The organism is Pacificitalea manganoxidans (assembly GCF_002504165.1).
Taxonomy (GTDB): Bacteria; Pseudomonadota; Alphaproteobacteria; order Rhodobacterales; family Rhodobacteraceae; genus Pacificitalea; species Pacificitalea manganoxidans.
This window is the reverse complement of record NZ_CP021404.1, coordinates 853,090-879,220: the sequence shown is the minus strand read 5'-3', so window position 1 is coordinate 879,220 and position 26,131 is coordinate 853,090. Positions and strand designations below refer to the sequence as shown.

Below are 26,131 nucleotides of genomic sequence, written 5' to 3'. Positions count from 1 at the left end.
GCCCATGCGTCGCCGCGCGGCGGCGCGGCATCAGCCCGCCGGATCGGGTTCGCCCGGACCTGCCCCCTGCCCCAGATCCGCAGGCCCGACAGAGACTGATTTCAGGATCGCGTGGCAGGTCACGCCGGGCGCCAGCGCCAATGCCTCCGCCGAGCGCCGGGTGATCCGCGCCAGCAGCAGATCCCCGCCCAGATCCAGCTGCACCGCCACCCCCGGCCCGGCGCCCTGATGCACTTGCCGCACGGTAGCGGGCAGGATGTTGAGCGCCGACAGGCCTTCGGGGCGGGCGCGGGCTATGATGACATCATGGGCATGGACCCGCACGCGGACATGGTCCCCCGGCGCGCCGGTCACCCCCGGCACCAGCAGCGGCCCGCCCCGCAGGGACAATTCCGTCAGCCCGTCTTCGTGATGGGCGCGCACCCGCCCGGTCAGCACCGCGCCTGCCTCGCGCACTCCCAGTGTCGGCACCACTTGCGGATCGGCTAGGAGAGCCTCCGCCGGACCGGCCCGCACGACGCGCCCCTGCTCCAGCGCGACGACCGTGTTGGCAAGCCGCGCGATTTCCGACACCGCGTGGCTGACGTAAAGCACAGGCACCTGCGTTTCGTCCCGCAGCCGTTCCAGATAGGGCAGGATCTCTGCCTTGCGGGCGTCGTCCAGCGCGGCCAGCGGCTCATCCAGCAGCAGCAATTCCGGCGCGGCCAGCAACGCGCGCCCGATGGCCACGCGCTGTGCCTCGCCCCCCGACAGGGTCGCCGGACGGCGCGCCAGCAGCGGCCCGATGCCCAGCATCTCGACCACCTGCGCCAGTTTTGCGGCGGGCGCACGCCCCTGCCGCCGGGCGAACCAGCTGCCATAGCTCAGGTTTTGCGCCACGCTCAGATGCGGAAACAGCCGCGCCTGCTGAAACACATAGCCAATGCGGCGGCGGTGCGGCGGCACCCAAATTCTAGCGGACGCATCCCACAGGACGCGCGCGCCCAGCGTGATGCGCCCGGCCTCGGGGCGGATCAGCCCGGCCACGGCATTGACGACCGTGGTCTTGCCCGCGCCCGAACGCCCGAACAGCGCGGTCACGCCGGAGGGCGCCTGAAACGCCGCATCGAGCGTGAACGCCCCGGCGCGGTGGCGGATTTCGACCGACAGGCTCATGCGCCCGACACCCGGCGCGCCGCCCGTTGCGCCAGCCATTCGGAGGCGAACAGCGCGCTCAGCGCCACCACAACGGACACGATCACCAGCCGCGCGGCGGAGCCTTCGGCCCCCGGCACCTGCAAAAACGCGTAGATCGCCGAGGGCAGCGTCTGGGTTTCACCGGGAATCGAGGAGACAAAGGTGATCGTCGCACCGAATTCCCCCATCGCCTTAGCAAAGGCCAGAACCGCCCCCGCGATCACCCCCGGCGCCACCAGCGGCAGGGTCACGGTCAGAAACACCCAAAGCCGCGACGCCCCCAGCGTCGCGGCGGCCTCCTCCAACCGGGGATCGACGGCCTCGAAGCTCAACCGGATCGCGCGCACCATCAACGGAAAGGCCATGATCGCCGCCGCCAGCGCCGCGCCCGTCCAGCGAAACGCGACCCCCAGACCCAGCGCGTCCAGCAAACCGCCCGCCCAGCCCTGCCGCCCAAAGCTGAGCAGCAGCAGATAGCCGGTCACCACCGGGGGCAGGATCAGCGGCAGATGCACCAACCCGTTCAGGATCTGCCGCCCCGGAAAGCGCCAGCGCGCCAATGCATAGGCCGTGAACACGCCCAGCGGCAGCGAGGCCACGACCGCCCAGAACGACACCTTCAGCGACAGCGCGACGGCGGTCCATTCCTCGGGCGTGAGCCAATTCGGGGGCAGCCAATCCGTCACGGGGTGGTGAAACCTTCGTCCGCGAAGATCGCCTGCGCCTGCGGCCCGCGCAGCCAGTCGAGAAACGCCGCCGCTTCGGGCCGGTCGCGCAGCGCGGCAACGGGGTAGATGATCGGCGGGTGGCTGTCGGGTGGAAATGCGCCCAGCACCTGCACCGCGTCCCCCGCTGCATGGGCGTCGGTCGCGTAGGTGATGCCCAGCGGCGCCTCCCCCCGACTGACGAGCGCCAGAGCCGCGCGCACGTTATCAGCCTGCGCCACCCGCGCCGCCACGCTGTCCCACAGGCCCAGCGAGCTCAGCGCCGCGCGACCGTAGATCCCCGCCGGAACGGCCTCGACCAGCGCCATCGCCAGCCGATCCTCGCCCAGCATCTGCGCCAGCGGCAGATCGGCGGTAATCTCCACCGGGGCCGCATCCGGGTCATGGGCGATCAGCACCAGCGTATTGCCCAGCAGATCAGCGCGGCTGCCGGGAATCAGCAGGCCCTCGGCCTCGACCCGGTCCATCCAGTCGGCATTGGCAGAGATGAAGATATCCGCAGGCGCGCCTTGCAGGATTTGTCGCGCCAAGGCCGAAGACCCGGCATAGCTGACCCGCACCGGAACGGCATCGGGCGCGGCGTCAGGCTCCGCCGCCCAATCCGCCACGATCCGGTCGAGCGCGGTTTTCAGGCTGGCGGCAGCGAACACGGTCACCGGCGCGTCCTCGGCCCGGGCCGGGGCAGAACCCAGTCCGAGGGCCAATATCACCGACAGCAGCAGCGCCTTCATGCGCCCGTCTTTCCGGCCCGTAGCAACGGGTAGGGCACGAATTCCGTATCATCGCCGGGGGGCAGCTCGAACAGCCCCTCGCCCCAGCGCCCGGCGCGCCAGTCGGCCTTGGCCTGCGCGATCCGCTCCCGCGAGGAGGACACGAAATTCCACCAGATATGACGCGGCCCTTCCAGCGTGGCCCCGCCGAGGATCATCATCCGCGCGCCCTGCGCCCCGGCGGTCACGGTGATCGCGTCACCGGGCCGGAAAATCATCATGCGTCCGGGGCCGAAGCTGTCGCCCGCGATGCCGACCTCGCCCGAAATTACATAAAGCCCGCGATCCTCGTGCCCGTCGGGCAAAGGACAATGCGCGCCGGGTTCCAGCGTCACATCGGCATAGAACATGTCGGTAAACGTGGTGGCGGGCGCCCGCGCGCCCCATGCCTGACCCAAGATCAGCCTCGCGTGGATGCCATGCGCCTCCAGCACAGGCAGATCGGCCTTGCCGTGATGCTCGAAGCTCGGCGCGGCGTCTTCCATCCGTTCGGGCAGCGCCACCCATGTCTGAATACCGAACAGGCTGTGCGGACCCTGCCGCGCCGAGGCGCTGGTGCGTTCGGAATGGGTCACGCCGCGCCCCGCCACCATCCAGTTCAGCGCACCGGGGGTGATGACCTGATCGGTGCCGATGCTGTCACGATGATGGAAATCGCCCTGAAACAGATAGGTGACGGTGCCCAGCCCGATATGCGGATGCGGGCGCACGTCGATGCCCTGCCCGGTCAGGAACTCCGCCGGGCCCGCCTGATCGAAGAACACGAACGGCCCCACCATCTGCCGCTGGGGCGCAGGCAGGGCGCGGCGCACCTCGAACCCGCCAATGTCACGGCTGCGCGGCACGATCACCGTTTCGATCGCATCGAGCGGCGTGTCGGCCCCTGCGCCGGTGCCGGGCATCGTGCCGGGGGGAAAGGCGGGATTCCAGCTCATCGCGTGTTCCTTGCGCAAGGCGGACGCGGTCGCCCGCACCTGTTGCGCGCAAGGTAGACCGGCGCGCGCGGGCTTTCCAGTCCGGTTGCATTCCCCTCAGGAACCAGTAACGGAGAAGCCCGAAACAGGATGCATACTGACAAACCGGCGGAGCACGAGCCATGATCGAGACGATAGAGACCGCGGGCTGGGTGGCGATCGTCATCGGACTTTTTGCGACCGGCGCGGTGGCGGGCACCATGGCCGGGCTGCTGGGCGTCGGCGGCGGCATCGTCATCGTGCCGGTGCTGTCATGGATCCTGACATTCACCGGGTTTCCGTCGGACCTGTCGCAGCACATGGCGGTCGCGACCTCTCTCGCCACCATCGTGCCGACCGCGATTTCGTCGTCGCGGGCGCATCACAAACGGGGCGGCATCGATTTCGCGGTGCTGCGAAGCTGGGGGCCGGCGGTGGTGCTGGGCGCGCTCGCAGGTGGCATCCTTGCCCGCTACATCAGCGGCGACGTGCTGCGCATGGTGTTTGGCTTCGTCGCACTGGCGGTGGCGGTGAACATGTCGGTGCCCAAGACGCTGGTGATCGCGGACCGGCTGCCGCATCCGGTCATCGCGTCGCCCATCGGCGGGGTGATCGGGCTGATCTCGTCGCTGATGGGGATCGGCGGCGGCACACTGGCGGTGCCGTCTCAGACCGCGTTTTCGGTGCCGATCCGTCGGGCCGTGGGCACGGCCTCGGCGCTGGGCCTGCTGATCGCGGTGCCGGGCGTGCTGGGCTTCATCTGGTCGGGGTGGAGCGTTGACGGGCGTCCGCCGCTGTCGCTGGGCTATGTCAGCCTGCCCGCCGCGGCCTGCATCGTGCCGCTGACATGGCTGTTCGCCCCCTATGGCGCGAAGCTGGCCCATACCGTGAACCAGCGCGTGCTGAAGCTGTGCTTTGCCGTATTTCTGGCGCTGACGGCTGTGAAAATGCTGCTGAGCGTTTTCGGGTAAGCCCGCCCGCCCCGCAGCCGGTTTCGCAACGCTGTCACGCCACACTGCCGCGCGACCCTGTTGCCGAAGCGCGGGCATGGGTGGACGGGGCCGCCGCCGCGCCGCATTCTGGCACCACCCTGCCCGTGAAAGGCCGCTGCCCGTGATCGTCTACCGCATTATCCTGAGCCTCGCCGCGCCGGTGGTGGCCCTGCTCTACCTGCTGCGGCGTCTGCGCGGACGGATCACCGCCGCCGACCTGCGCGAAAGGCTCGGTGGTGGCCCACACACCACCGCACCGGACGCCCCCCACGGCCCCGATGCGCCCGCCTTATGGCTGCACGCGGCGTCGAACGGGGAACTGGCCTCGGCCCGGCCGCTGATCTCCGCGCTGCTGGCCCGCGACCCCGCGCTGCGGCTCGTCATCACCACCAACAGCCTGACCGGGCGCGCGCTGGCGCAAGGCTGGAACGATCCGCGCATCGCCGCACGGTTGGCACCGCTGGATTACCGCCCGCTTCTGCGCCGGTTCCTGCGCCGTCACCGGCCCGCCGCCCTGCTGTTGATCGAAAGCGATCTGTGGCTGAACCGGATCTTTACCCTGCACCGTGCGGGGCTGCCGGTGATGGTGATCTCGGCGCGGATGTCGGCCCGCAGCGCCGCCCGGTGGCAACGGGTCGCGCCCCGACTGGCCCGGCAGCTGATGACCCGGCTGCATGGCGTCTCGGCGCAGGACAGCGCGACCGAGGACCGCCTGCGCGCGCTGGGCCTGCCCGAGACACGGCGTCTGGCCCGCGTCAATCTGAAGGCCGCCGTCACCCTGCCCGCCCCCGATCCCGCCGAGCGCGACGCCTGCCGCCGGGTGTTCGACCGGGCCCATACCGTGCTTGCCGCCTCCACCCATCCCGGCGAGGAGGAGATCATCCTCGACGCCTTCGCCCGCGCGCAGATCCATGACCCGGCGCTGCGCCTGATCCTTGCCCCGCGCCACCCGCGCCGGGGCGACGAGGTGCGGCGCCTGATCGCCGCGCGCGGACTGTCGCTGCGCCGCCGCGCGGCGGGCGAGGCGCCCACGGCCAATGCGGCGGTCTATCTGGCCGATACATTGGGTGAAATGGCTCTGTGGTTCGATCTGGCCTGCAGCAGCTTCATCGGGGGGTCGCTGGTGCCGCTCGGGGGGCACACGCCCTACGAGCCCGCCCAGCGCGGCACCGCCATCCTGCACGGGCCGCATTTGCAGAATTTCGCCGCGATCTATGCGCGGCTCGATGCCGAAGGGGGCGCGCGACAGATCAGCGATGCCGAAACGCTGGCGCGCGGCTTTCTCATGCCCTCCGCCGAAGCGCGGGTCATGGCCGACACCGCCCGCCGGATCGCGGCGGAGGAGGCGGGCGATGGCCAACTGGACGATCTGGTGGCCTATATCGCACGCGTGACACAGGTGTCGCGGTCCGGCTGAACCACAGGCCCCCGGCGCTGATTTCGGCTTTGCCTCGACCCATGCGTTGCGGTTACCTTCGCCCGGCCCGGCCGTCTCACCCCCGTGCGGCACGCGGCCCCGTTTCACGCGCCGGAGGTCGTCGCGATGCAGACCGTCAGACAGCGCCGCGTCCGTCTGGGACAGGCCGGCAAGAACGAGATGCGCAGCCAGTTCGCCGCGCTGTGTTATCGGTTGCGCAACGACAAGCCGCAGATCCTGCTCATCACCTCCCGCGGGAGCGGGCGCTGGATCGTGCCCAAGGGCTGGCCCATCGACCGCAAGACCCCGGCACAGGCCGCCACCCGCGAAGCATGGGAGGAAGCGGGCGTGCGCGGGCGCGGCATCGACCGCTGTTTGGGCATCTACACCACCGAAAAGGCCATCGGCCCATTGCAATCCGTGCCCTGTGTCGTGGCGGTGTTTCCCGTGCGCGTGGGCTCGCTGGAGGATGATTTCCCCGAGGCAGGCCAGCGCCGCCGCAAATGGTTTTCCCGCAAAAAGGCCGCACGCAAGGTGACCGACCCGGAACTGGCGCAGATCATCCGCCACTTTGACCCCAGCCAATGGTCCTGAGCCGCCGCTGATACACCGCGGCTCCTTGGAAGGGGTTGGCCCAAACTCCCATCCCGTCCCCGTCCGCTCCACGCGCATCCGCGCCCCGATCCCGGCCCCGCAGCCACCTGAAAGTGACCGCACCGCGCGCGCTGGCATATTGCTTATTCCGCGGGGCAGGTAGAACGCTCAGTGATGATCAAATATGCCCTCCAGTGCCGCGACGGTCACCACTTCGACAGTTGGTTCGCCTCGGCGCAGGCCTATGACAGCCTGCGCGCCGCGGGGCAGTTGAGCTGCGCGATCTGCGGCATCAGCGCGGTCGAGAAGGCGATCATGGCCCCCGCCGTCAGCACGCGGGGTGGCCCGTCCAGCCCCGACCGGCCCGCGCCCACCGCCCCCGCCGTCGAGGCCACAAACCCCGCACCCGATGCGCCCCTGTCCAATGACCGGTCCCTTGCCGCCCGCGCGATGGCGGAACTGCGTCGCCATATCGAGGCCAATTCGGATTATGTCGGTGACCGGTTCGCGCGAGAGGCGCGCGCGATGCATCTGGGCGATGCGCCCCATCGTGCGATCCACGGCGAAGCCCGCCCGGATGAGGCCCGCGCCCTGATCGAGGATGGCGTGCCCGTGGCGCCGCTGCCCTTCCGCCCTAAACGGCAGACGAACTGAGCGCACCGCACGCAGGCCCCGCCCTTGGCATTACGGGCGCGCGCCCTAGCTACCCCCGCAAGGCCCGATTGCGGCACCCCAGACGCGCCGCCCAAAGGGGCCCGGAGACACGCCATGCCCATAGACAAACACCCCTCGATCAATGTCCTGGGGGAGCCGCTGCAAAGCTGCTCCACGGCGCCCGTGACCGGGTTTTTCCGCAATGGCGCCTGTGACACCTGCATGGCCGATCAGGGCAGCCATACCGTGTGCGTCACCCTGACGGCGGAATTCCTCGCGTTTTCGAAATATGTCGGCAACGACCTGTCGACGCCGCGCCCGGAATTCGAATTTGCGGGGCTGAAGCCGGGCGACCGCTGGTGCCTGTGTGCCGCGCGGTTCCTACAGGCCCATGACGAAGGCATCTCTCCGATCGTGCATCTGGATTCGACCCATGCCCGCGCGCTGGAAATCGTGCCGCTGGATGTGCTGATGGAAAACGCCACCGGCGAGGATTGAGCGCCCGCCACAGGCCCCGTTCGGTGCCCCCTCGCGCGACCCGGTCCCTGCCCCCTTGTCTGGCGCAGCCTATTCCGCCGCATCAGGCAGAAGCTGCTCCGACATCAGATCGTCGATAAACAGGCTGACCAGTTGCGCCCGCCCGGTGGAGCCGGATTTGCGGTAAATCGCGGCAGTCTGCGCCTTTACCGTGCCTTCGGACGTGCCGCGAAAGCCCGCGATTTCCTGCGTTGAAAACCCCTTCATCACGAAAAACGCGACATCGGTTTCCGCAGGCGTCAGCCCCCATTCGCGGAACCGCTCCGACAGCAGGTCATGAAACGCTCCCCGGGCGGCGCGCAGGCTTTCCTCGACCTCGCGCTGACGCGCATGGGATCGGGTCAGCGCCACGGCCCCCAGAACGAACCCCAGCAGCAGCCCGATGGCCGCGCCGATTTCGATCAACTCCTGTGCGCGCCAACTGATCGGCTCCTCCGGGAAGCCTATGATGTCGAACAGGATTTGCGAGGTGAAGAACACCGTGCAGACGCCCTGCACAAATAGCAGGATCAACAGCGGCTTGGCGCTGGTCGCCCGCAGCGTCCGCCAGCGCGCGCCCCAGCCGGCAGCGGCGGCAGGGGCAGAGGGAGCACGGGCGATCTCGGGGCGGGACGGGTCGGGCCGATCAGTCATCATCGTCGCCGTCGTCGTCATCTCCGTCGTCATCATCCCCGTCGTCGTCATCCCCGTCGTCGTCATCCCCGTCGTCGTCATCCCCGTCGTCGTCATCCCCATCATCATCGTCGTCGTCGCCCCGATCATCCTCGTCGGAGTCGTCATCGCGGTCGTCGTCATCCTCGTCACGGTCATCATCGCTGCCCACGCCGCTTGCCGCGCTGCCGCCCGTTCCGCCGCTGACGCTACTGATGCCCGTCGTGCCGCCGCTGCTGGTGGTCGTGCCGCTGCGGGTGGTGGTGCCCTTGTCGCCGGTCGCGCTTCGCGTGGTGCCTGCCGCGCCGGTGGAATAGTCCCGCAGGATCACGCCGGTGCGCGGGTTGATGACCACCTCGCGCCGCCCGCCCGGGCGCTCCGCCAATATCCGGGTCCGGCCCAGCAAGGTGCCCTGAACGGTGATGCGGGTGAAGCCCTGCGCCTTCATTTCCGCGATGATCTGGTCGCGCGTGTCGGCCTGCGCCGCGTGGGGCAGAGCGGCAGTGGCCAATGCAACGACCACCAGAAGACGGCGGAGCAGGTCGCGTAGGGATGTGCGGCGCATGATCGGCCTCTTTCGGCTCTGACGAAACGGGCGCCGCAGACCGCGGCGCCCGGAGGTGTCAGTGTCGGCAATTAGGGCTGGGCAGGCAACCCGCCTCAGTCGTCGTCCTCATCGCCGTCGTCGTCGTCACCATCGTCGTCGTCATCATCGTCATCATCGTCGTCATCATCATCATCGTCGTCGTCGTCGTGGTCGTCGTCGTCGTCGTCGTCCTCATCCTCGTCCTCGTCCTCGTCATCATCGTCATCGTCATCGTCATCGTCATGGAGGAAATCCTCGTCCTCGGTCTCGTAGCTGACACCGGTGCGGCCGATCTCATCCGAATCCGCCGTCTCGCGCTCTTGCTGCAGGATCGCGCCGGTGGTGCTGTCATAGATGACTTCGAGTTTGCCGCCGGAAGCGTTGACCGCTTCGGCCTTCAACTGTGTCGGGCCCTGCTCGATCTCGATCGAGGTATAGCCAAGCTCCTGCAGATTGCTGACGACCTTATCCGAGAACGCATCCGCCAAGGCGGGCAGCGCGGCAAACAGGCTGATGGTGCTGGCGACGGTCATGGTCTTGAAGGCCATTGTGAGGCTCCCTTGTTGCTGTGCGTGTCCGCCAACCTGTGGCGCCCGCCTCGGCTCGGCCATCGTCGAGACGGTTACGCGGGGCGCATGGGCCGCAGGGCGGACGGGTTTAAACCGCAGTTTAGGAAGGCGTGGCGCGGTTTTCCTGATATTTAGTAATCATCTCCGCAGGCCCCACGCCTCCGCGTCAGGAACCTGCGCCGCGCGCAGGCGGTTGGGTCACCGCCCCCGGAAAGGATCGCTCATGACCTGCTCCACACCTTCTGACGCCGCCAGACAGCGCCCCCGCAGACGGACCATCGCGACCGTCGCGCTGCTGATCTGCACCGCGCTGGCCCCGCCGGTCGCCGCAGAACCGGTGCCGCTGCGCGATGAGGATCGTGGCCGGTTGGCGCGCTATCACGATGCATTGGGGCGCGCGCTGGAGCGGGCCTTGGCCAAGGCCGCGCCCGCCGATCTGCACGACCTGACCGCCGCGCTTGCAGGCGCGCCGCAAGCACCGCAGCGCGCGGACCCGGCGGGCGATTGGCAATGCCGAACGCTGAAGGTGGGCGGCATGCTGCCCTTGGTGGTCTATGGCTGGTTTGACTGCCGCGTCAGCCTGATCGATCCGACGGGCGGCGTGAACGGCGGCCCGGTCTGGCTGCTGGAGAAGCTGAGCGGCTCCCAGCGCACGCGGGGCCTGATCGAAAGCGATGGCGACCAGTTGATCTATCGCGGTGCCGCCTATGTCGCGGACCGCACCCCGCCCGATTACGAAACCTTCCCCGAGCGCATCCCGCCGGAGGATACCGCCTCGCTCGCCCCCGATATCGGTGTGCTGCAACAGGTCGACGCCGGGCGAATGCGGCTGATGCAGCCGCTGCCCTTTGTCGAGTCGGTCTTTAACGTGCTGGAATTCCGGCGCGGCGGCGGCTGACCTGCGTCAGTCGCCTTCCATGTCGAAGCCCAGGTGCCGGGCCACGGTAAAGATGTCCTTATCGCCGCGCCCGCACATGTTCATCACGATGATATGGTCGCGCGGCAGATCCGGTGCGATCTTCATCACATGGGCCAGCGCGTGGCTCGGCTCCAGCGCCGGGATGATGCCCTCGGTCGAGCAGCTCAGCTGGAACGCCTCCAGCGCTTCGCGGTCCGTGATCGCCACATATTCGGCGCGGCCAATGTCGTGCAGCCACGCGTGTTCCGGCCCGATCCCCGGATAGTCGAGCCCGGCGGAGATCGAAAACCCTTCGAGGATCTGCCCGTCATCGTCCTGCAACAGATAGGTGCGGTTGCCATGCAGCACGCCCGGACGCCCGCCGGTGAGCGAGGCGCAATGCTCCATCTTCAGATCCACGCCCTTGCCACCGGCTTCGACCCCGATGATGCCGACCTCTTTGTCGTCAAGGAACGGATAGAACAGCCCCATCGCGTTGGAGCCGCCCCCGATTGCGGCGATGACGGTATCGGGCAGGCGACCCTCGCCTTCCTGCTCGGCCAACTGCCAGCGGACTTCCTTACCGATCACCGACTGGAAATCGCGGACCATCGCCGGATAGGGATGCGGCCCGGCCACGGTGCCGATACAGTAGAACGTGTCGCGCACATTGGTGACCCAGTCGCGCAGCGCGTCGTTCATCGCGTCCTTTAACGTGCCCCGGCCCGAGGTGACGGGCACCACTTCGGCCCCCAGCAGGCGCATGCGGAAGACGTTGGGCCGCTGCCGCTCGACATCATGCGCGCCCATGTAGACCACGCATTTCATGCCGAACTTGGCGCAGACGGTCGCGGTGGCGACCCCGTGCTGCCCGGCGCCGGTTTCCGCGATGATCCGGGTCTTGCCCATGCGGCGGGCCAGAATGATCTGCCCCAGCACATTATTGATCTTATGCGCGCCGGTATGGTTCAGTTCGTCCCGCTTGAGATAGATCTTCGCACCGCCCAAATGCTCGGTCAGCCGCGCGGCGTAGTAGAGCGGCGAGGGCCGGCCGACGTAATGCTTCCACAGGTCGTCCATCTCGGCCCAGAAGCTGTCATCCGTCTTGGCGTGCTCGTATTCCTGTTCCAGCTGAAGGATCAGCGGCATCAGCGTCTCGGAGACGAAGCGGCCACCGAAATCGCCGAAACGGCCTTTGTCGTCAGGGCCGGTCATGAAGCTGTTGATCAGATCGTCGGGCATCGCAGGTCACCTCCGCTGGCGCGGCCCGATGGGGCCGTTGGGAACCGCACCTGACTACAACCGCGCCTGCCCGTGCACAAGCCGTTGGACCGGGCGCGTTTGCGAGCAAAGCGCGCGGAGCGCCCGTCGGTGGGGCTGATCGGTCGGGGGCCTTATGGCGCCCCCATAGGGTGCGGGGCGGTAAAGGGGCTAGGCCCAACGTGAGCCTGCCGGTGGGGTGGCGCTGATACGGCTGAACGACGCGCTTTATCCCGGCCACACCCCTCTCCGCTCAAAGGTCAGCGTGAGATGGCAAAGCGCCAGCCCCCAGGAACGGGCAGGCGCTCGCCCGCGCGCCTTCGCCTTGTTCGCGGGCGGGGATGCCTATTTTAGAGGACGCGCGGCGTCGTCACATTGGGCGCAACGCCAGCCTGCCCGGGGGATGGCGCTGATACGGCTGAACGGCGCACTTTATCCCGGCCACACCCCTCCCCGCTCCAAGGTCAGCGTGAGATAACAAAGCGCCAGCCCGCGGGACGGGCAGGCGCTCGCCCGCGCGGCTTCGCCTTGTTCGCGGACGGGGGTGCTTAGGTCGAAGGTTGCGGGACGCCGAGAGGCTAGACGCAACGGGAGCCTGCCTGTGGGGTGGCGCTGCAGCGAATGAACGGCGCACTTTATCCCAGCCACCAACCTCCCCGCTCGAAGGTCAGCGCGAGCCCCCAAAGCGCCAGCCCGTGGGGACGGGCTGGCGCTCGCTCTCGCCCCTGCGGGCTTGTTCGAGAGCGGGTGCGCTCAGCTCGGAGGACGTTTCGCGGGCAGATGATCGCAGCACCGCCCCCTACGGTCCGCGCCACCCCGCCGATCTCAGGTGATCGATTCCAGACGGTCTTTCGACATCTCGCCCGGCACGATCGTGATGGGAATGGGCAGCGATCCGGCGGAGCGGGTCAGTTGGCTGACCAACGGGCCGGGGCCGTTCTTCTCGGTGCCCGCGCCAAGGACCAGCACGCCGATCTCAGGGTCTTCGCGAATCTGGGCAAGGATCTCCGGCACCGGCTCCCCCTCACGCACGACCAGTTCGGGATTGACCCCCTGCCGGTCGCGCATCCATTTGGCGAAGACCTCGAAATGCGCTTCGATCCGTTCGCGGGCCTCTTCGCGCATGATGTCGCCGACGCCGATCCAGTGATTGAATTCCTCAGGCGGGATGATCGACAGGATCTCCACCGCGCCGCCGGTCTTGGCCGCCCGCATCGCGGCAAAGCGCATGGCGTTCAGACATTCCCGGCTGTCATCGAGAATCACTAGGAATTTGCGCATGGGGGCTCCTGCGTGGCGGACAATTACCCGCGATCATGCGGGACCGGGCCGCAACAGGCAATGGGTCGCGACACATGGCCTCGCACGTGGACACGGCATGCGCCCTCACGGCTCAGCGCAGGCTGTGGGCCCAATCCCAGTAGAGCTCCCGGGCGCGGCGGGTGACCGGCCCCACGCGATACTGCTTGTCCTCGAACGCGGTGACCGGCGTCACCTTCATCATGTTGCCCGACAGGAACACCTCGTCCGCGGCCTCGAAATCGGCGAATGTCAGCACGGTTTCCTGCACCTCGATTCCGTCGGCGCGCAGGTTGGCGATATGACGCGCGCGGGTGATCCCAGCAAGGAACGTGCCATTGGCGATCGGGGTATAGACGACGCCTTCGCGCACCATGAACACATTGGCCGAGGCGGTTTCCGCGACATTGCCCATCGCATCGGCGACCAGCGCGTTGCCGAACCCCTTGGACCGGGCCTCGGCCAACATGCGCGCGTTGTTGGGATAAAGACACCCGGCCTTCGCATTGCACACCGCATCCTCCAACACCGGACGGCGGAACCGGGTGCGGGTCAGCGTCGTCGCCGCGCCGTCGGCGGCCATCGGGATCGCTTCGAGCGAGATCGCAAAGCCGGTCGCGCCCGGCAGCGGCACGATGCCCATCTCATCCCCGTCCAGCGCCCAATACATCGGGCGGATATAGACGGCGGTGTCGGGGGCGTAGGCCTTCAGCCCCTCGCGCACGATTTCCACCATGTCATCGACCTGCACGCTGGGCGTGATCATCAGCGCGGTGGCAGAGCGATTGACCCGCGCGCAATGCGCCTCCAGATCCGGCGCGACCCCATCGAAAAAACGCGCGCCGTCAAACACCGTGGTGCCAAGCCAGCTGCCGTGATCCGCCGCCTTCATCACCGGCACGTCGCCATCGTGCCAGCGGCCATCGTAATAGGTGCGGATGTCGGTTCCGGTCGGCATTGAGGGCCCTCCTGTGATTTGCCCCGGAGCGTAGGAGCGGCCGCGCCGATGGTCCAGCCCCGGCAGCCCCCCGGCCCGCGACGTCAGCGCAGCTATGCCTGCGACCCCAGTTCAGGCGGGGATACACCGCCCGCCGCCGCTCAGCGCCCCTTGACCCCGCCCCGCTGCGCCGGGCAAAGAGCGCGCCATGAATGAAAACGGATCAGACGACGCCTGCCCCGGCCCCGCCACAGGCGCAGCGCCCAGCGCGGCAGCGACCACCCCCGCCGGTGACAGCCCCGCAGGCGGCCACCCCTCGGGGGCGCCGTGGCGCAACTTCTATGGCCGGTTCAAGGGCAAGGGCCTGCGCAAGGGCCAACAGCAGGCGCTGGACGAGGATCTGACGCCGCTTTCCCCCGGCCCTGTCGGCTGGGAGGAAAACCCGGATCGCACGCCGCTCGACCTCGCCGCGCTGTTTGGCGGGCGCGATGTCTGGCTGGAGATCGGCTTTGGCGGGGGCGAGCATCTGGTGCATCAGGCGGGCCGCAACCCCGAGATCGGCATCATCGGCGCGGAGCCCTATATCAACGGCGTTGCCATGCTGCTGCGAAAAATTCGCGACGCAGGGGTCGATAACCTTGCCGTGCATCCCGGCGATGTCCGCGACCTGTTTGACGTGCTGCCCGAAGCGTCGATCAGCCGCGCCTTCCTGCTCTATCCCGATCCTTGGCCCAAGAAGCGCCACCACCGCCGCCGCTTCGTCACACCGGAGCATCTGGCCCCGCTCGCCCGTGTGTTGAAACCCGGCGCGATTTTCCGCGTGGCGACCGACATTCCCGACTACGTCCGCCAAACGCTCGAAGAGGTGCCGAAAGCCGGGTTCGAGTGGCTCGCCGAACGCCCCGCCGATTGGCGCGAAGCATGGCCAGATTGGATCTCCACCCGCTACGAACAAAAAGCCCTGCGCGAAGACCGCACCCCCCATTATCTGACCTTCCGCCGCCGCTGAGAGGCCGAACGGCGGTTCGTCTGCGCGCAGCGTAAGCCTGCCTTGGGAGTAGTGGTGCTGCGTATAAGCGGTGTTCCGTATGGTGCCGGGCTCCTTCTCCGGCAGCCCAATCCCCAAGCGCAACGTCAGCCTGCCCGTGGGATGGCGTTGCACCGAATGAACCGCGCCTTTTATGGCGCCGCCAACCTCCCCGCTCCGAGGTCAGCGCAAGATGACAAAGCGCCAGCCCGTGGGGACAGGCAGGCGCTCGCCCGCGCGCTTCGCTTGTTCGCGGGCGGGGGCGCGTCATTCGGAGTAACGGGCATCCCGCTTTTTCTGACCCACACCCTATGCCGTTGATCCCCGCCACGCGCCCGCCGCACGACCCTCCCCCCACAACCGAAGCATTTGGCACAACCCGCAGACGTTTCCCAAACTCAGCGCACCACGGCGTCCTGCGCCACAGCGATTGATTTCTCCGCCGCAGTTCCTAGTTTTAAGGGGATAACAATAACAATCCCAGCAGTCCGAGACCCGTTTCCATGCCCCCGTCCCTTCAAAAAGCCTGGACCGAACTGGTCCTGCCGCTGCTTCGCCGTCCGGAGCGGATGCAAGTCAGCGCGCTGTGCCACCGCCGCGATGCCAGCGGCAAGACCGAGATCCTGCTCATCACGTCGCGCGGAACCGGTCGCTGGATTCTGCCCAAAGGCTGGCCCATCGACGGGCTGTCGGGCGCGCAGGCCGCGCATATGGAAGCCTGGGAAGAAGCGGGCGTAGCCGAAGGCGCGATCGGGCAGAAGCCTTTGGGCGATTTCGGCTATTCCAAGGAACTGGGCGGCGGACCGCCCGTGCCCTGCCGGGCCTATGTCTACCCGATCCGGGTGCTGCGGATGGATGATGACTACCCCGAAGCCGCCGAGCGCGACAGCATCTGGGTCACCCCCGCCAAAGCCGCAACGATGGTGGATGAGCCTGAACTGCGCGCGATCCTCGCCGATCCGGAGCTGATGACCAAGGCGACGGCACAGGAGGGGATGATCCTGCGCGCCCGGACCTCCGACACCATCTGATTAGCCCCGCGCCCTGCCCGCCTTGGCCCCGCAGACGACATCGACATCGAGGATACGCAACGACATGGTTCTGGGACGGATTGCAGACGGGGTCACACGCGGGGTCGAAACCGTCAGTGGCTCGGTCTCGGAGGCGCTGTTCGAGCCGGTGATCCGGCTGGGCGTCACCGGGCTTGCACGGGCGGGCAAGACCGTGTTCATCACCTCGCTCGTCGCCAATCTGATGGATCGCGGCCGCATGCCCGGCTTCCACGCCGCGTCGTCCGGGGCGATCCGGGGGGCCTATCTGCGCCCGCAGCCCGACGACACGCTGCCGCGCTTCGATTACGAAGGCCACCTTGCCGCCATGACCGGGCCCGAACCTCACTGGCCCGAAAGCACCCGCGCCATATCCGAACTGCGCTTGTCGCTGAAAGTGCAGCCGCGGGGCCTGCTTGGGGCCGTGTCCGGGCCGCGGACAGTGCATCTCGATATCGTGGATTATCCCGGCGAATGGCTGCTCGATCTGGGGTTGATGGATCTGAATTTCGCCGATTGGTCCGCACAGGTGCTGGACCGTATCGCCTCCCGCCCGCAGGCCGCCGAATTCCGCAGCATGCTGGCCGAGGTCGACCCAGCCCTGCCGCTTGATGAGCCGGTCGCGAAACGCCTCGCCGAGACCTTCGCCGCTTATCTAGACGCCGCCCGCCGCGCGGGGTTCTCCGATTGCGGGCCGGGGCGGTTCCTGCTGCCCGGTGACCTTGCCGGATCGCCCGTGCTGACCTTCGCGCCGCTGCCGCCCCCGCCCGGTGGCGATTGGCCGCGCGGCAGTCTGGGCCGCGAATGCGCCCGCCGGTTCGAGGCCTATAAATCCCGCGTCGTCAAACCCTTCTTCCGCGATCACTTCTCCCGCATCGACCGGCAGGTGGTGCTGGTCGATCTGCTGGGCGCGATCCATTCGGGCCCGCAAGCGGTGGAGGATCTGCGCCGCGCGATGACCGATATCCTCGGCGCGTTCCGCCCCGGCCGCAATGCGTGGCTGTCGCGGCTGCTGTTGGGCACGCGAGTGGACCGGATCCTCTTTGCCGCGACCAAGGCCGATCATCTGCATCACAGCCAGCACGCCCGCCTGACCGAAATCATGACGGCACTGGTCCGTGACGCCCGGGACCGGGCCGATTTTGCCGGCGCGAAAACACTGGCCTTGTCGCTGGCCTCGCTCCGCGCCACGGTCGAAGAAACCCGCCAGCACGACGGGCGCGATCTTCCGATGGTCCGGGGCCGCGTGATGCCCACCGGCGCGCAGGCCGCGCTCTGGCCCGGCGATTTGCCCGACGATCCTGCCCGGCTGCTGGTGCCCGCCCGCGACGGGGCCGAACGCTGGCTCGACGGGGATTACCGCATCATGAATTTCGCCCCCGCCGCGCAAAGCCTGCGTCCCGGCGACGGGCCGCCGCATATCCGGCTCGACCGCGCCGCCGATTTCCTGCTGGGGAACCGCCTGACATGACCGACCGCCCCCGCTCCGATCCGCCCCGGACCGGCCCGGTCTATATCGCGCTGGACGAGGCCGAGCCGAACACCGCCACGCCCGTCACCGCGCCGCCCATCGCCGATGATGGCACACCGCCGGGCCGTGCGATGCAGACGATTGCCGTGCTGGCCGCGCGCCGCCGCTCCCGCATCGGCGGCTTCTTCTGGTCGGCCCTCGGCGCGCTGATCGCGTTTCTGCTCTCCGTCGCGGCATGGGATTTCGTCACCGGCCTGCTGACCCGATCCCCGCTGCTGGGCCTGATCGCCAGCGTGCTGGTCGGCGCGGTTCTGTTGGGGCTGGTGCTGATCGCGGCACGGGAACTGGCCGCCTTTGCCCGGCTGTCGCGGCTCGACCATCTGCAAAAACAGGCGGTCGAGGTTCTGACCGCCGGTGATCTGAACGGCGCGCGCAAACTGGGCGACCGGCTGCTAACGCTCTATGCCGGACGCAGCGATCTGGCGCTGGCCCGGCAACGCTATAGCGACCGCCAAGGCGATGTGTTCGACGCCGACGCGGCGCTGCGTCTGGCCGAGGACACGCTGCTGGCCCCCATCGACGCCGCCGCCCGCGCCGAGGTCGAAGCCGCCGCGCGGCAGGTCGCCACCGTCACCGCCGTGGTGCCGCTGGCGCTCGCTGATGTGGTGGCCGCGCTGACCTCGAACCTGCGGATGATCCGCCGGATCGGCGAACTCTACGGCGGGCGCGCGGGCACGCTGGGCAGCTGGCGGCTCACCCGCACCGTCTTTACCCATCTCGTCGCCACCGGCGCAGTCGCGGTGGGCGATGACCTGATCCATTCGGTCGCGGGCGGCGGGCTGCTGTCGCGCCTGTCGCGCCGCTTTGGCGAAGGCGTCGTCAATGGCGCGCTCACCGCCCGTGTCGGCGTCGCCGCGATGGAGGTCTGCCGCCCCCTGCCCTTCGGCCCCGGCCGCAGACCCTCGGTGACAGGCATGGTGCAGCGCGCGCTCACCGGGCTGTTCTCCCGCCCTGATCGGGGATAAGCGGCACGCCCAGATGCCCACCTGACCGCGCCCGCCCTGATGGCACAGAAATATCGAGGATCGCCATGACGCCCGAAACCATCATCCCGCTTTTCACCGGCGCCGACGGCTCCTACCTCTTTGCGCGCTGGGAACGGCCCATCGTCCCGGTGGTCTTTGGACTGGCCGAGGAAACCCTGCCAACGCTGAAAGGCGCGATCGAGGCCGTGGTGACGCTGGCCGGGCATAAGATGGCCGAAACCGATCCCGAACTGGGCGCGAACCTGATGGTGTTCTTCATCCGCGACTGGTCGGAACTGACGGATACCCCCAATCTGGACCGGCTGATCCCCGACCTGCCCGCTCTGGTCGCGCGGCTGACTGAGCAGAACGCCACGCAATATCGCTTCTTCCGGTTCGAGCCGCATGGCCCGATCCGCGCGTGTTTCAGCTTCGTGCGGATGGATGCGGCGCTGGAAAAGATGCCCGCCGGGGCGCTGTGCCTGCAACAGGCGGTGCAGGCGGTGCTGCTCTGGTCCGAGCGCGCCTTTGCCGACCGCGCGCCGCTGGCCCGCACGCCGGAGGGCCATCTGGTGCTGCATCCCGACATTGCCGCGATCATCGCCGCGGCCTATGACCGGGTGATGCCGCCGGTCGCGACCGACAGCGCCCATGCCTTCCGGCTGGCCGCGCGGGTCACCCAGCACCCCGAAGCCGCGCCGGACGCGCCGATCCACCCGCCTGAACCTGAGCCAGACGCCTAAACGCGACGCCTAAGTTTCAATATGGCAAAAATATCCCCGCCGGAGGCATCCCTCCGCCGCAGCCCGCGCTGAGCGCTCAGACGATGCGCCCCCACAGATCGTATTCGCTGGCCTCGTCCACCTCGACCATCAGGCGCTGACCGGGCTTCAGCCCCTCGAAGCCTTCGTCGATGAACAGATTGCCGTCGATCTCCGGCGCGTCGGCCATGGTGCGACAGGTCGCGGCCTCGCCATCGACCTCGTCCACGATGACCTCCTGACGGCTGCCCACCTTAGCGGCGAGCTTCGCTTCGGAAATCGCCTGCGCCTTGGCCATGAACCGATCCCAGCGGTCCTGTTTGACCTCTGGCGCGACGTGATTGGGCAGATCATTAGACCGCGCCCCGGCGACGTTCTCATACTGAAAACACCCGACCCGATCCAATTGCGCCTCGTCCAGCCAGTCCAGAAGCACCTGAAATTCGTCTTCCGTCTCGCCCGGATACCCGACGATGAAGGTCGAGCGCAGGGTAATCTCCGGGCAGGCCCGGCGCCACGCGGCGATCTCGTCAAGCGTGCGCGCCGCGGCGGCAGGGCGGGCCATCCGCTTCAGCACAGCGGGATCGGCATGCTGGAACGGGATATCCAGATAAGGCAGCACCAGCCCCTCGGCCATCAGCGGGATCAGGTCGCGCACATGCGGATAGGGATAGACGTAATGCAACCGCACCCACGCGCCCAGACCGCCAAGCTCGCGCGCCAGATCGGTGATATGGGCGCGCACCTCGCGGTCCTTCCACGGGCTCGCCGCATGTTTGCGATCAACGCCATAGGCCGAGGTGTCTTGCGAAATCACCAGCAATTCCTGCACGCCCGCCTCGACGAGCTTCTCGGCCTCGCGCAGCACCGCATGGGCCGGACGGCTCGCCAGACGCCCCCGCATATCGGGGATGATGCAGAACTTGCACTTGTGATTGCAGCCCTCGGAAATCTTCAGATAGCTGTAATGGCGCGGCGTCAGCGTCACGCCCGTCGCGGGCATCAGATCGATAAACGGATCGGGCGACGGCGGCACGGCGGCATGCACCGCGTCCAGCACCTGTTCGTATTGCTGCGGCCCTGTCACGGCCAACACTTTGGGATGCGCGCCGGTGATATATTCCGGCTCCGCGCCCAGACAGCCGGTCACGATCACCCGGCCATTTTCGTTCAGCGCCTCGCCGATGGCCTGCAAGCTTTCGGCCTTGGCGCTGTCCAGAAACCCGCAGGTGTTCACGATCACCGCATCGGCACCCTGATAATCGGGCGACACGCCATAGCCTTCGGCGCGCAGCCGGGTCAGGATGCGTTCGCTGTCGACCAGCGCCTTGGGACAGCCAAGAGAGACCATCCCGATCGAGGGCTGGCCCTGGCGACGATCAGCGTCAAACCGGGGCTGGGCAATATCGGGGCGCAGATTGGGGGGGTTCTGGGACATGGGCGCCGCTTTACACCAGCCGCGCGCCTGCCGCCAGATGAGTCGCGGCCTCCGCCCCACCCCGACGCCGCGTGCCTATCAGCCCCCAACCCGCAGCCCCCAACCCCAGCGCCGCACGGGCGGACAACGCTGGGGAAACCCGCGACAATTCCCCCCGCGCCTTCGGCACCGCTTGTAGTTGCCCGGCGGGATGCTTAAAATGGGACCTCAACTGAGATGAACGGAACGGCACCCCCCGCCCCGGGGCGGTGCCATATGTTGCTGGGAGCCGACGATGTCCTGGACAGACGAACGCGTCGAGACGCTGAAGAAGATGTGGAGCGACGGGCAGAGCGCCAGCCAGATCGCCAAGGAACTGGGCGGCGTGACCCGCAATGCCGTGATCGGCAAGGTCCACCGCCTTGGCCTTTCGAACCGCACCGGCGGCACCGCTGCCGCCGCCGCGACGACCGGCACCCGCGCGGACACCGCCGCCACGCCGGAGCCCGCCGCCGCCGCCGAACCCGCGGCGGAAACGCCGCGCCCGAGCGCTCCGCCCAAACCGGAAAAACCGGCCCGCCCCGCCGCGCCGCGGCCCGAACCGGCGACCATGTCCGCCAACCCGCCGCCCAGCCCGGCGCGCAAGGCGATCATCCCCGCCGGTCAGCCGCTGCCACCGCAGCCTTCGGCCAATGAAATCTCCCCCGAAGCGCTGGCCTCGGTGCGCGAGGTCGAAAAGAAAGCCCGCCGTCTGGGCTTGATGGAACTGACCGAACGGACCTGCAAATGGCCGATCGGTGACCCCGCGACCGAAGATTTCTGGTTCTGCGGCCTCTCCGTGCAGCCCGGCAAACCCTATTGCGAGGCGCATGTGGGCGTCGCGTTCCAGCCGATGAGCTCGCGCCGCGACCGTCGCCGCTGATCCGCAGGCCGGGTCACAGCCAGATCCGCCTCCGGGCCAACATGGTCTGAAATATCAAAGCCCGGCCGCTTCGCCTGCGCGCCGGGCTTTTTCACGGGCGGGCGGTGGGTTGGTTAGCTGCCCGGCGCCTTTGGCGCACGCCAGCCGCGCCACACGCTGACCACCCGCAACGCAAAGGTCAGCGCAACCCCCAGCAACGCGACCGGCGCGGGCGCCAGCCCCAGCCACGCCCCCACCGCGACCACCGTCGCCCCGGCCAAGGCCGCCAGCGCATAGATGTCTTCGCGCAGCACGCGCGGCACTTCGGTCACCAGCAGATCGCGCAGCGCGCCGCCTCCCACCGCTGTCAGCACCCCCAGCAGCACCGCAGGCAGTGGCGCGACCCCAAGGCTCAGCGCCTTTTGACAGCCGCTTACCGCAAAAAGCCCCAGACCAGCGGCATCGAAGACCATGACCGGCTTTGCCAGCCGCTCGATCCCGCGATGAAAGGCAAAAGCACAAAGCCCCGCCGCCAGCGCGGCCAACAGGTAGCGCGCATCGCGCAGCGCCGCCGGGGGCGTGTCCCCCAGCGCCACATCGCGCAGCACCCCACCCGCCAGCGCAGCGGCCAGCGACAGGACCATGACCCCGAACAGGTCCAGTTCCCGCCGCACCGCCAGCATGCCGCCGGAAATGCCAAACACGAATGTGCCCAGCAGATCGAACCACAACTGTGACGTGATCATCTCCATGACCTGCGCGCGCCCCTGTTCTCGGACTGTCTGAAATACGCCCCGCGCCGCGTCCTAGCGCAGCACGGGCACATCGCTGCGGGCAGCCGCGACAAAGGCCGCAACCCGCGCGGGGTCTTTCTCGCCCGGTGCGCTTTCCACGCCCGAGGACACATCGACCTGCGCCGCGCCGGTCAGCCGCACGGCCTCCGCCACATTATCGGGGGTCAGCCCACCGGCCAGCATCCACGGCACCTGCCAGCTTTTGCCCGCGATCAACCGCCAGTCAAAGGCAAGCCCGTTGCCCCCCGGCAGCGCCGCATCGCGGGGCGGCTTCGCGTCGATCAGAAGCTGGTCGGCCACGGCGGCATAGTGGTCAAGCGCGGCCAGATCCGCCTCCTCCGCGATCCCCACAGCCTTCATCACCGGCAGGCCGTAGCGCGCGCGGATGGCGGCAACACGCTCCGGGCTCTCCGCCCCGTGCAGTTGTATCATGTCCAAGGGCACCCGCGCGGTGATCTCATCCAGCAGCGCGTCATCCGCATTCACCGTCAGCGCCACCTTCGCCAGCCCCAGCGGGGCGGTCAAGGCAAGCTCCCGCGCGCGGTCGATGCCCACGTTGCGCGGGCTTTTGGGAAAGAAGACGAACCCGCCATAGACCGCGCCTGCCTCGGCTGCCGCCCCCACATGTTCGGGCCGGGTCAGGCCGCAGATCTTTACCCGCACACCGCCGGGGCGGGTCCCCGCACGGGCACTTGAAGGGGGCACGAATTTCACAGGCATGGCGCAGGCTCCGCAACTGGGGATGCGGCGCGGATAGGCGGTCGCGGGCGCGGTGTAAAGCACCGCCACCCTCACAGCAGGGGCGTCAGCCCGCGCGGCGCGACGGCTCGGAGCTTTCCAGCAGGGCCAGCACCTCGTCGCCGTCCTCCTGCTCGGTCCGCAGGCGTCCGATCTCGCGCTGCAACTTCTGCTTCTCGCGGGTCTGGCGCTGCATCTCGGCCCGGTAGCGATGCTCCCGCGCCCATTCCCACACGAACCCGACGAGCAAGCCTACCGCCACACCCGCAAGCACCACCAGAAACAACGGCATCGACACGGTGAAAGGCATGTTCAGCAACTCAGCCAGATCGGCGGGCAGCAGCCGCAGCGTCACCACCTGACGGTTGGCCAAGGCCACCAGCAGCAGGCAGATCGCGATCAGGGCAAGGAATGTATAACGAATATAACGCATTGTAGGGCGGACTTTCGCAGCAGACGGTGTCAGGGCGGGCCGGGATCAGAACAGGCCAGAACAGGGCGGGCCGACGTCAGGAATCGTTCAAACGGTCGCGCAGCAGCTTGCCGGTCTTGAAGAAGGGCACATGCTTTTCCTCGACCTCTACCGCCTCGCCGGTGCGGGGGTTGCGGCCGGTGCGGGCGTCGCGTTTCTTGACCGAAAACGCCCCGAACCCACGCAGTTCGACACGGTCGCCCCGCGCCATGGCTTCGATGATTTCTTCGAAAATGGTGTTCACGATGCGCTCGACATCGCGCTGATAGAGATGCGGATTTTCGTCTGCGATCTTCTGGATCAGTTCGGACCTGATCATGCGCGCTGCTCCCCCCAAGGTGATGCGGCTCTGGCTCAACCGGTTATAGAGAACTTGAACTATAGGGCGAAAGTCACAATCGCAAAATGGTTCGCGGCGGATTTCTCCGTCTTTTCTGCGGTTTGACGGCATGAAAATGCGGCAGCAGGCGGTGCCGCGGCGCAGCGTCGCGGCACGCCCGGTCTGTGGCGCGTTTTGTTCCGCCCTGCCCCGCCTGTCCTGCACCGCAGCATGGCGAGCCAGACGAATCGCGCCGGGGCGGACCTATCGCCCCGGACCGACGCGCGGCGCGCGGGCCGTGGGAACCATCCGGCCATGAAAAAACGGCCCCGCGCGGTCTGCGCGGGGCCGTTCATATCAGCTACAGGCCCGGATCACGCGCGGAGGCGCAACCCGGTCCGGGATCAGTTGTCGCCCTTCAGAGCGGCACCGAGGATGTCGCCCAGCGACGCGCCGGAGACGGAGGAGCCATACTGTTCGACGGCCTCTTTCTCTTCGGCGATCTCGCGCGCTTTGATCGACACGCCCAGACGGCGGGTCTTGCTGTCCACGTTGGTGATGCGCACATCGACCTTGTCGCCGACCTGGAAACGCTCGGGGCGCTGCTCGGCACGGTCGCGGGACAGGTCGGAACGGCGGATGAAGGATTTCATGCCTTCGTATTCCACCTCGACGCCGCCATCTTCGATCGCAGTCACTTCGACGGTGACGATGGAGCCGCGCTTCACGCCGCCCACGGCTTCGGCGAACTTGTCACCGCCGAGAGCTTTGATGGAGAGCGAGATACGCTCCTTGTCGACATCCACTTCGGACACGACAGCCTGCACGACATCGCCCTTGCGGTAGGACTGGATCGCGTCTTCGCCGCGCTCGTCCCAGCTGAGGTCGGACAGGTGCACCATGCCGTCGATATCGCCTGGCAGGCCGATGAACAGACCGAATTCGGTGATGTTCTTGACCTCGCCCTCGACCTGCGTGCCCTCGGGATGGGTCTCGGCAAAGACTTCCCACGGGTTGCGCATGGTCTGCTTGAGACCCAGCGACACGCGACGCTTCGCGGTGTCGATCTCCAGCACCATGACGTCCACTTCCTGCGAGGTGGAGACGATCTTGCCGGGGTGCACGTTCTTCTTGGTCCAGGACATCTCGGAGACGTGGACCAGACCTTCGACGCCGGGCTCCAGCTCGACGAACGCACCGTAGTCGGTGATGTTGGTCACGCGGCCAGTGTGCACGGTGTCGATCGGGAACTTGCCTTCGACGCTATCCCACGGATCGTCCTGCAGCTGCTTCATGCCGAGGCTGATACGGTGGGTTTCCTTGTTGATCTTGATGACCTGAACCTTGACGGTTTCGCCGATCGACAGGATCTCCGAGGGGTGGTTGACGCGGCGCCAGGCCATGTCGGTGACGTGCAGCAGGCCGTCCACACCACCCAGATCGACGAAGGCGCCGTATTCGGTGATGTTCTTGACGACACCGTCCACCGCGTCGCCTTCGGTCAGCTTGGCGATGACCTCGGCGCGCTGTTCGGCACGGCTTTCTTCCAGGATAGCGCGGCGCGAAACCACGATATTGCCGCGACGGCGATCCATTTTCAGGATCTGGAACGGCTGCTTCAGGCCCATCAGCGGGCCGGCATCGCGCACGGGGCGCACATCGACCTGGCTGCCGGGCAGGAACGCAACAGCGCCGCCCAGATCGACGGTGAAGCCGCCCTTGACCCGGCCAAAGATCGCGCCTTCGACGCGGTTCTCGTCGGCATAGGCCTTTTCCAGACGGTCCCAGGCTTCCTCGCGGCGGGCCTTGTCACGGCTGATCGAGGCTTCGCCACGGGCGTTCTCGACGCGGTCGAGGTAAACTTCGACTTCGTCACCGACATTGATGTCGGGCGCTTCGCCGGGGTTGGTGAATTCTTTCAGATCAACGCGGCCTTCCATTTTGTAGCCGACGTCGATGATGGCCTGGCCCGCCTCGATGGCGATGACCTTGCCTTTGACAACCGAGCCCTCGCTCGGGGTGTCGATATCGAAGCTTTCTTGCAGGAGGGCTTCGAATTCCTCCATGGATGCGTTCGCGGACATATGTAAGCGTTTTCCTTCGGTTTCGATTTTGCTGGCCGAGCGGTTGTCTCCGCCG

General features: G+C 67.7%; 28 protein-coding genes. 12 read left to right on the top strand and 16 right to left on the bottom strand.

The window, feature by feature from the left end; genetic code table 11:
- Window positions 1-30: 30 nt before the first annotated feature.
- The 4 genes from modC to CBW24_RS04060 are packed head-to-tail and all read right to left on the bottom strand — an operon-like array spanning window position 31 to window position 3,606.
- On the bottom strand, window positions 31-1,155 hold the full coding sequence (gene modC, locus CBW24_RS04075; RefSeq protein ID WP_097374118.1) for a molybdenum ABC transporter ATP-binding protein: 1,125 nt from the start codon (window positions 1,153-1,155) through the stop codon (window positions 31-33).
- Window positions 1,152-1,862, bottom strand: coding sequence for a molybdate ABC transporter permease subunit (gene modB, locus CBW24_RS04070; RefSeq protein ID WP_232530100.1), 711 nt, complete (start codon window positions 1,860-1,862; stop codon window positions 1,152-1,154). The genes modC and modB overlap by 4 nt, the downstream gene beginning before the upstream one ends.
- Entirely contained in the window at window positions 1,859-2,632 is a 774-nt protein-coding gene (gene modA, locus CBW24_RS04065; RefSeq protein ID WP_097372759.1) for a molybdate ABC transporter substrate-binding protein, read from the bottom strand. Before modA ends, modB begins: the two co-directional genes overlap by 4 nt.
- Window positions 2,629-3,606, bottom strand: a complete 978-nt coding sequence (locus tag CBW24_RS04060) for a pirin family protein (RefSeq protein ID WP_097372758.1) — start codon at window positions 3,604-3,606, stop codon at window positions 2,629-2,631. The genes modA and CBW24_RS04060 overlap by 4 nt, the downstream gene beginning before the upstream one ends.
- A gap of 161 nt (window positions 3,607-3,767) precedes the next feature.
- On the opposite strand from CBW24_RS04060, the gene CBW24_RS04055 reads away from it, so the two are divergent.
- The 5 genes from CBW24_RS04055 (at window position 3,768) to CBW24_RS04035 (ending at window position 7,779) form a co-directional block, all read left to right on the top strand.
- Window positions 3,768-4,595, top strand: a complete 828-nt coding sequence (locus tag CBW24_RS04055) for a sulfite exporter TauE/SafE family protein (protein ID WP_088663307.1) — start codon at window positions 3,768-3,770, stop codon at window positions 4,593-4,595.
- Window positions 4,596-4,737: 142 nt separating this feature from the next.
- Window positions 4,738-6,033, top strand: a complete 1,296-nt coding sequence (locus tag CBW24_RS04050) for a 3-deoxy-D-manno-octulosonic acid transferase (protein ID WP_097372757.1) — start codon at window positions 4,738-4,740, stop codon at window positions 6,031-6,033.
- A 126-nt stretch (window positions 6,034-6,159) separates the two neighbouring features.
- On the top strand, window positions 6,160-6,627 hold the full coding sequence (locus tag CBW24_RS04045) for an NUDIX hydrolase (protein ID WP_097372756.1): 468 nt from the start codon (window positions 6,160-6,162) through the stop codon (window positions 6,625-6,627).
- 174 nt (window positions 6,628-6,801) lie between these two features.
- A complete protein-coding gene (locus tag CBW24_RS04040; RefSeq protein ID WP_088663310.1) occupies window positions 6,802-7,281 on the top strand; it encodes a DUF1178 family protein in 480 nt (159 codons plus the stop codon).
- Between the two features lie 114 nt (window positions 7,282-7,395).
- The gene (locus CBW24_RS04035; RefSeq protein ID WP_374708987.1) at window positions 7,396-7,779 is read left to right on the top strand and encodes a DUF2237 family protein; all 384 of its coding nucleotides are present in this window, start codon (window positions 7,396-7,398) and stop codon (window positions 7,777-7,779) included.
- Window positions 7,780-7,848: 69 nt separating this feature from the next.
- Here the strand turns inward: CBW24_RS04035 and CBW24_RS04030 are convergent, their stop codons facing one another.
- The 3 genes from CBW24_RS04030 to CBW24_RS18475 all read right to left on the bottom strand — a co-directional run bounded on the left by CBW24_RS04030 (window position 7,849) and on the right by CBW24_RS18475 (window position 9,603).
- Window positions 7,849-8,472 carry a helix-turn-helix transcriptional regulator gene (locus CBW24_RS04030; protein WP_232530098.1) on the bottom strand — a complete coding sequence of 208 codons (624 nt, stop codon included), beginning with the start codon at window positions 8,470-8,472 and terminating at the stop codon, window positions 7,849-7,851.
- Window positions 8,444-9,034: a hypothetical protein gene (locus tag CBW24_RS18480; protein WP_198405228.1), complete on the bottom strand. Its 591-nt coding sequence runs from the start codon at window positions 9,032-9,034 to the stop codon at window positions 8,444-8,446. Before CBW24_RS18480 ends, CBW24_RS04030 begins: the two co-directional genes overlap by 29 nt.
- Before the next feature lie 95 nt (window positions 9,035-9,129).
- Window positions 9,130-9,603 (bottom strand): PepSY domain-containing protein, encoded by a 474-nt coding sequence (locus tag CBW24_RS18475; protein WP_232530096.1) that lies wholly within the window; start codon window positions 9,601-9,603, stop codon window positions 9,130-9,132.
- Between the two features lie 244 nt (window positions 9,604-9,847).
- Here CBW24_RS18475 and CBW24_RS04010 point away from each other — a divergent pair, with 244 nt between their 5' ends.
- Complete coding sequence (locus tag CBW24_RS04010; protein WP_157773046.1) at window positions 9,848-10,522, top strand: DUF4893 domain-containing protein; 675 nt, start codon at window positions 9,848-9,850, stop codon at window positions 10,520-10,522.
- A 6-nt stretch (window positions 10,523-10,528) separates the two neighbouring features.
- Here CBW24_RS04010 and trpB read toward each other — a convergent pair whose 3' ends face one another.
- From trpB to CBW24_RS03995, 3 genes are all read right to left on the bottom strand, one after another.
- A complete protein-coding gene (trpB, locus tag CBW24_RS04005; protein WP_088663312.1) occupies window positions 10,529-11,764 on the bottom strand; it encodes a tryptophan synthase subunit beta in 1,236 nt (411 codons plus the stop codon).
- 843 nt (window positions 11,765-12,607) lie between these two features.
- Window positions 12,608-13,063: a universal stress protein gene (locus CBW24_RS04000; RefSeq protein ID WP_088663313.1), complete on the bottom strand. Its 456-nt coding sequence runs from the start codon at window positions 13,061-13,063 to the stop codon at window positions 12,608-12,610.
- A gap of 112 nt (window positions 13,064-13,175) precedes the next feature.
- Window positions 13,176-14,039, bottom strand: coding sequence for a branched-chain amino acid aminotransferase (locus CBW24_RS03995; protein ID WP_097372754.1), 864 nt, complete (start codon window positions 14,037-14,039; stop codon window positions 13,176-13,178).
- A gap of 187 nt (window positions 14,040-14,226) precedes the next feature.
- Between CBW24_RS03995 and trmB the strand changes: the two genes are divergently transcribed.
- From trmB to CBW24_RS03970, 5 genes are all read left to right on the top strand, one after another.
- Entirely contained in the window at window positions 14,227-15,027 is an 801-nt protein-coding gene (gene trmB, locus CBW24_RS03990) for a tRNA (guanine(46)-N(7))-methyltransferase TrmB (RefSeq protein ID WP_097372753.1), read from the top strand.
- Between the two features lie 521 nt (window positions 15,028-15,548).
- Window positions 15,549-16,076 (top strand): NUDIX hydrolase, encoded by a 528-nt coding sequence (locus CBW24_RS03985; protein WP_198405227.1) that lies wholly within the window; start codon window positions 15,549-15,551, stop codon window positions 16,074-16,076.
- A 64-nt stretch (window positions 16,077-16,140) separates the two neighbouring features.
- Window positions 16,141-17,565, top strand: coding sequence for a YcjX family GTP-binding protein (locus CBW24_RS03980; RefSeq protein ID WP_097372752.1), 1,425 nt, complete (start codon window positions 16,141-16,143; stop codon window positions 17,563-17,565).
- Window positions 17,562-18,590, top strand: coding sequence for a YcjF family protein (locus CBW24_RS03975; RefSeq protein WP_097372751.1), 1,029 nt, complete (start codon window positions 17,562-17,564; stop codon window positions 18,588-18,590). Before CBW24_RS03980 ends, CBW24_RS03975 begins: the two co-directional genes overlap by 4 nt.
- A 65-nt stretch (window positions 18,591-18,655) precedes the next feature.
- Window positions 18,656-19,333 (top strand): hypothetical protein, encoded by a 678-nt coding sequence (locus CBW24_RS03970; protein WP_097372750.1) that lies wholly within the window; start codon window positions 18,656-18,658, stop codon window positions 19,331-19,333.
- A gap of 76 nt (window positions 19,334-19,409) precedes the next feature.
- On the opposite strand, the gene rimO is transcribed toward CBW24_RS03970, so the two are convergent.
- A complete protein-coding gene (rimO, locus tag CBW24_RS03965) occupies window positions 19,410-20,789 on the bottom strand; it encodes a 30S ribosomal protein S12 methylthiotransferase RimO (protein ID WP_097372749.1) in 1,380 nt (459 codons plus the stop codon).
- 274 nt (window positions 20,790-21,063) lie between these two features.
- Between rimO and CBW24_RS03960 the strand changes: the two genes are divergently transcribed.
- On the top strand, window positions 21,064-21,690 hold the full coding sequence (locus tag CBW24_RS03960; protein WP_088663320.1) for a GcrA family cell cycle regulator: 627 nt from the start codon (window positions 21,064-21,066) through the stop codon (window positions 21,688-21,690).
- 113 nt (window positions 21,691-21,803) lie between these two features.
- Here the strand turns inward: CBW24_RS03960 and CBW24_RS03955 are convergent, their stop codons facing one another.
- The 5 genes from CBW24_RS03955 to rpsA all read right to left on the bottom strand — a co-directional run bounded on the left by CBW24_RS03955 (window position 21,804) and on the right by rpsA (window position 26,076).
- Window positions 21,804-22,421 (bottom strand): trimeric intracellular cation channel family protein, encoded by a 618-nt coding sequence (locus CBW24_RS03955; RefSeq protein WP_088663321.1) that lies wholly within the window; start codon window positions 22,419-22,421, stop codon window positions 21,804-21,806.
- Window positions 22,422-22,475: 54 nt separating this feature from the next.
- Window positions 22,476-23,183: a phosphoribosylanthranilate isomerase gene (locus tag CBW24_RS03950; protein ID WP_097372748.1), complete on the bottom strand. Its 708-nt coding sequence runs from the start codon at window positions 23,181-23,183 to the stop codon at window positions 22,476-22,478.
- Window positions 23,184-23,268: 85 nt separating this feature from the next.
- Window positions 23,269-23,634: a LapA family protein gene (locus tag CBW24_RS03945; RefSeq protein ID WP_088663323.1), complete on the bottom strand. Its 366-nt coding sequence runs from the start codon at window positions 23,632-23,634 to the stop codon at window positions 23,269-23,271.
- 76 nt (window positions 23,635-23,710) lie between these two features.
- Window positions 23,711-23,992, bottom strand: a complete 282-nt coding sequence (gene ihfB / locus CBW24_RS03940) for an integration host factor subunit beta (RefSeq protein ID WP_088663324.1) — start codon at window positions 23,990-23,992, stop codon at window positions 23,711-23,713.
- A 404-nt stretch (window positions 23,993-24,396) separates the two neighbouring features.
- Window positions 24,397-26,076, bottom strand: a complete 1,680-nt coding sequence (gene rpsA / locus CBW24_RS03935; RefSeq protein ID WP_088663325.1) for a 30S ribosomal protein S1 — start codon at window positions 26,074-26,076, stop codon at window positions 24,397-24,399.
- Window positions 26,077-26,131 lie beyond the last annotated feature (55 nt).

Coding starts and splice junctions, on each gene's coding strand:
- CBW24_RS04060 (WP_097372758.1), bottom strand. CDS start 3,606: ATGAGCTGGAATCCCGCCTTTCCCCCCGGCACGATGCCCGGCACCGGC.
- trpB (WP_088663312.1), bottom strand. CDS start 11,764: ATGCCCGACGATCTGATCAACAGCTTCATGACCGGCCCTGACGACAAA.
- CBW24_RS03955 (WP_088663321.1), bottom strand. CDS start 22,421: ATGGAGATGATCACGTCACAGTTGTGGTTCGATCTGCTGGGCACATTC.
- CBW24_RS04030 (WP_232530098.1), bottom strand. CDS start 8,472: ATGACGACGACGGCGACGATGATGACTGATCGGCCCGACCCGTCCCGC.
- CBW24_RS04040 (WP_088663310.1), top strand. CDS start 6,802: ATGATCAAATATGCCCTCCAGTGCCGCGACGGTCACCACTTCGACAGT.
- rimO (WP_097372749.1), bottom strand. CDS start 20,789: ATGTCCCAGAACCCCCCCAATCTGCGCCCCGATATTGCCCAGCCCCGG.
- CBW24_RS04035 (WP_374708987.1), top strand. CDS start 7,396: ATGCCCATAGACAAACACCCCTCGATCAATGTCCTGGGGGAGCCGCTG.
- CBW24_RS03950 (WP_097372748.1), bottom strand. CDS start 23,183: ATGCCTGTGAAATTCGTGCCCCCTTCAAGTGCCCGTGCGGGGACCCGC.
- modC (WP_097374118.1), bottom strand. CDS start 1,155: ATGAGCCTGTCGGTCGAAATCCGCCACCGCGCCGGGGCGTTCACGCTC.
- CBW24_RS03960 (WP_088663320.1), top strand. CDS start 21,064: ATGTCCTGGACAGACGAACGCGTCGAGACGCTGAAGAAGATGTGGAGC.
- trmB (WP_097372753.1), top strand. CDS start 14,227: ATGAATGAAAACGGATCAGACGACGCCTGCCCCGGCCCCGCCACAGGC.
- CBW24_RS03945 (WP_088663323.1), bottom strand. CDS start 23,634: ATGCGTTATATTCGTTATACATTCCTTGCCCTGATCGCGATCTGCCTG.
- rpsA (WP_088663325.1), bottom strand. CDS start 26,076: ATGTCCGCGAACGCATCCATGGAGGAATTCGAAGCCCTCCTGCAAGAA.
- CBW24_RS03995 (WP_097372754.1), bottom strand. CDS start 14,039: ATGCCGACCGGAACCGACATCCGCACCTATTACGATGGCCGCTGGCAC.
- CBW24_RS18480 (WP_198405228.1), bottom strand. CDS start 9,034: ATGCGCCGCACATCCCTACGCGACCTGCTCCGCCGTCTTCTGGTGGTC.
- CBW24_RS04010 (WP_157773046.1), top strand. CDS start 9,848: ATGACCTGCTCCACACCTTCTGACGCCGCCAGACAGCGCCCCCGCAGA.
- CBW24_RS04045 (WP_097372756.1), top strand. CDS start 6,160: ATGCAGACCGTCAGACAGCGCCGCGTCCGTCTGGGACAGGCCGGCAAG.
- CBW24_RS03985 (WP_198405227.1), top strand. CDS start 15,549: ATGCCCCCGTCCCTTCAAAAAGCCTGGACCGAACTGGTCCTGCCGCTG.
- CBW24_RS04000 (WP_088663313.1), bottom strand. CDS start 13,063: ATGCGCAAATTCCTAGTGATTCTCGATGACAGCCGGGAATGTCTGAAC.
- CBW24_RS03970 (WP_097372750.1), top strand. CDS start 18,656: ATGACGCCCGAAACCATCATCCCGCTTTTCACCGGCGCCGACGGCTCC.
- modA (WP_097372759.1), bottom strand. CDS start 2,632: ATGAAGGCGCTGCTGCTGTCGGTGATATTGGCCCTCGGACTGGGTTCT.
- CBW24_RS18475 (WP_232530096.1), bottom strand. CDS start 9,603: ATGGCCTTCAAGACCATGACCGTCGCCAGCACCATCAGCCTGTTTGCC.
- CBW24_RS03975 (WP_097372751.1), top strand. CDS start 17,562: ATGACCGACCGCCCCCGCTCCGATCCGCCCCGGACCGGCCCGGTCTAT.
- ihfB (WP_088663324.1), bottom strand. CDS start 23,992: ATGATCAGGTCCGAACTGATCCAGAAGATCGCAGACGAAAATCCGCAT.
- CBW24_RS03980 (WP_097372752.1), top strand. CDS start 16,141: ATGGTTCTGGGACGGATTGCAGACGGGGTCACACGCGGGGTCGAAACC.
- CBW24_RS04055 (WP_088663307.1), top strand. CDS start 3,768: ATGATCGAGACGATAGAGACCGCGGGCTGGGTGGCGATCGTCATCGGA.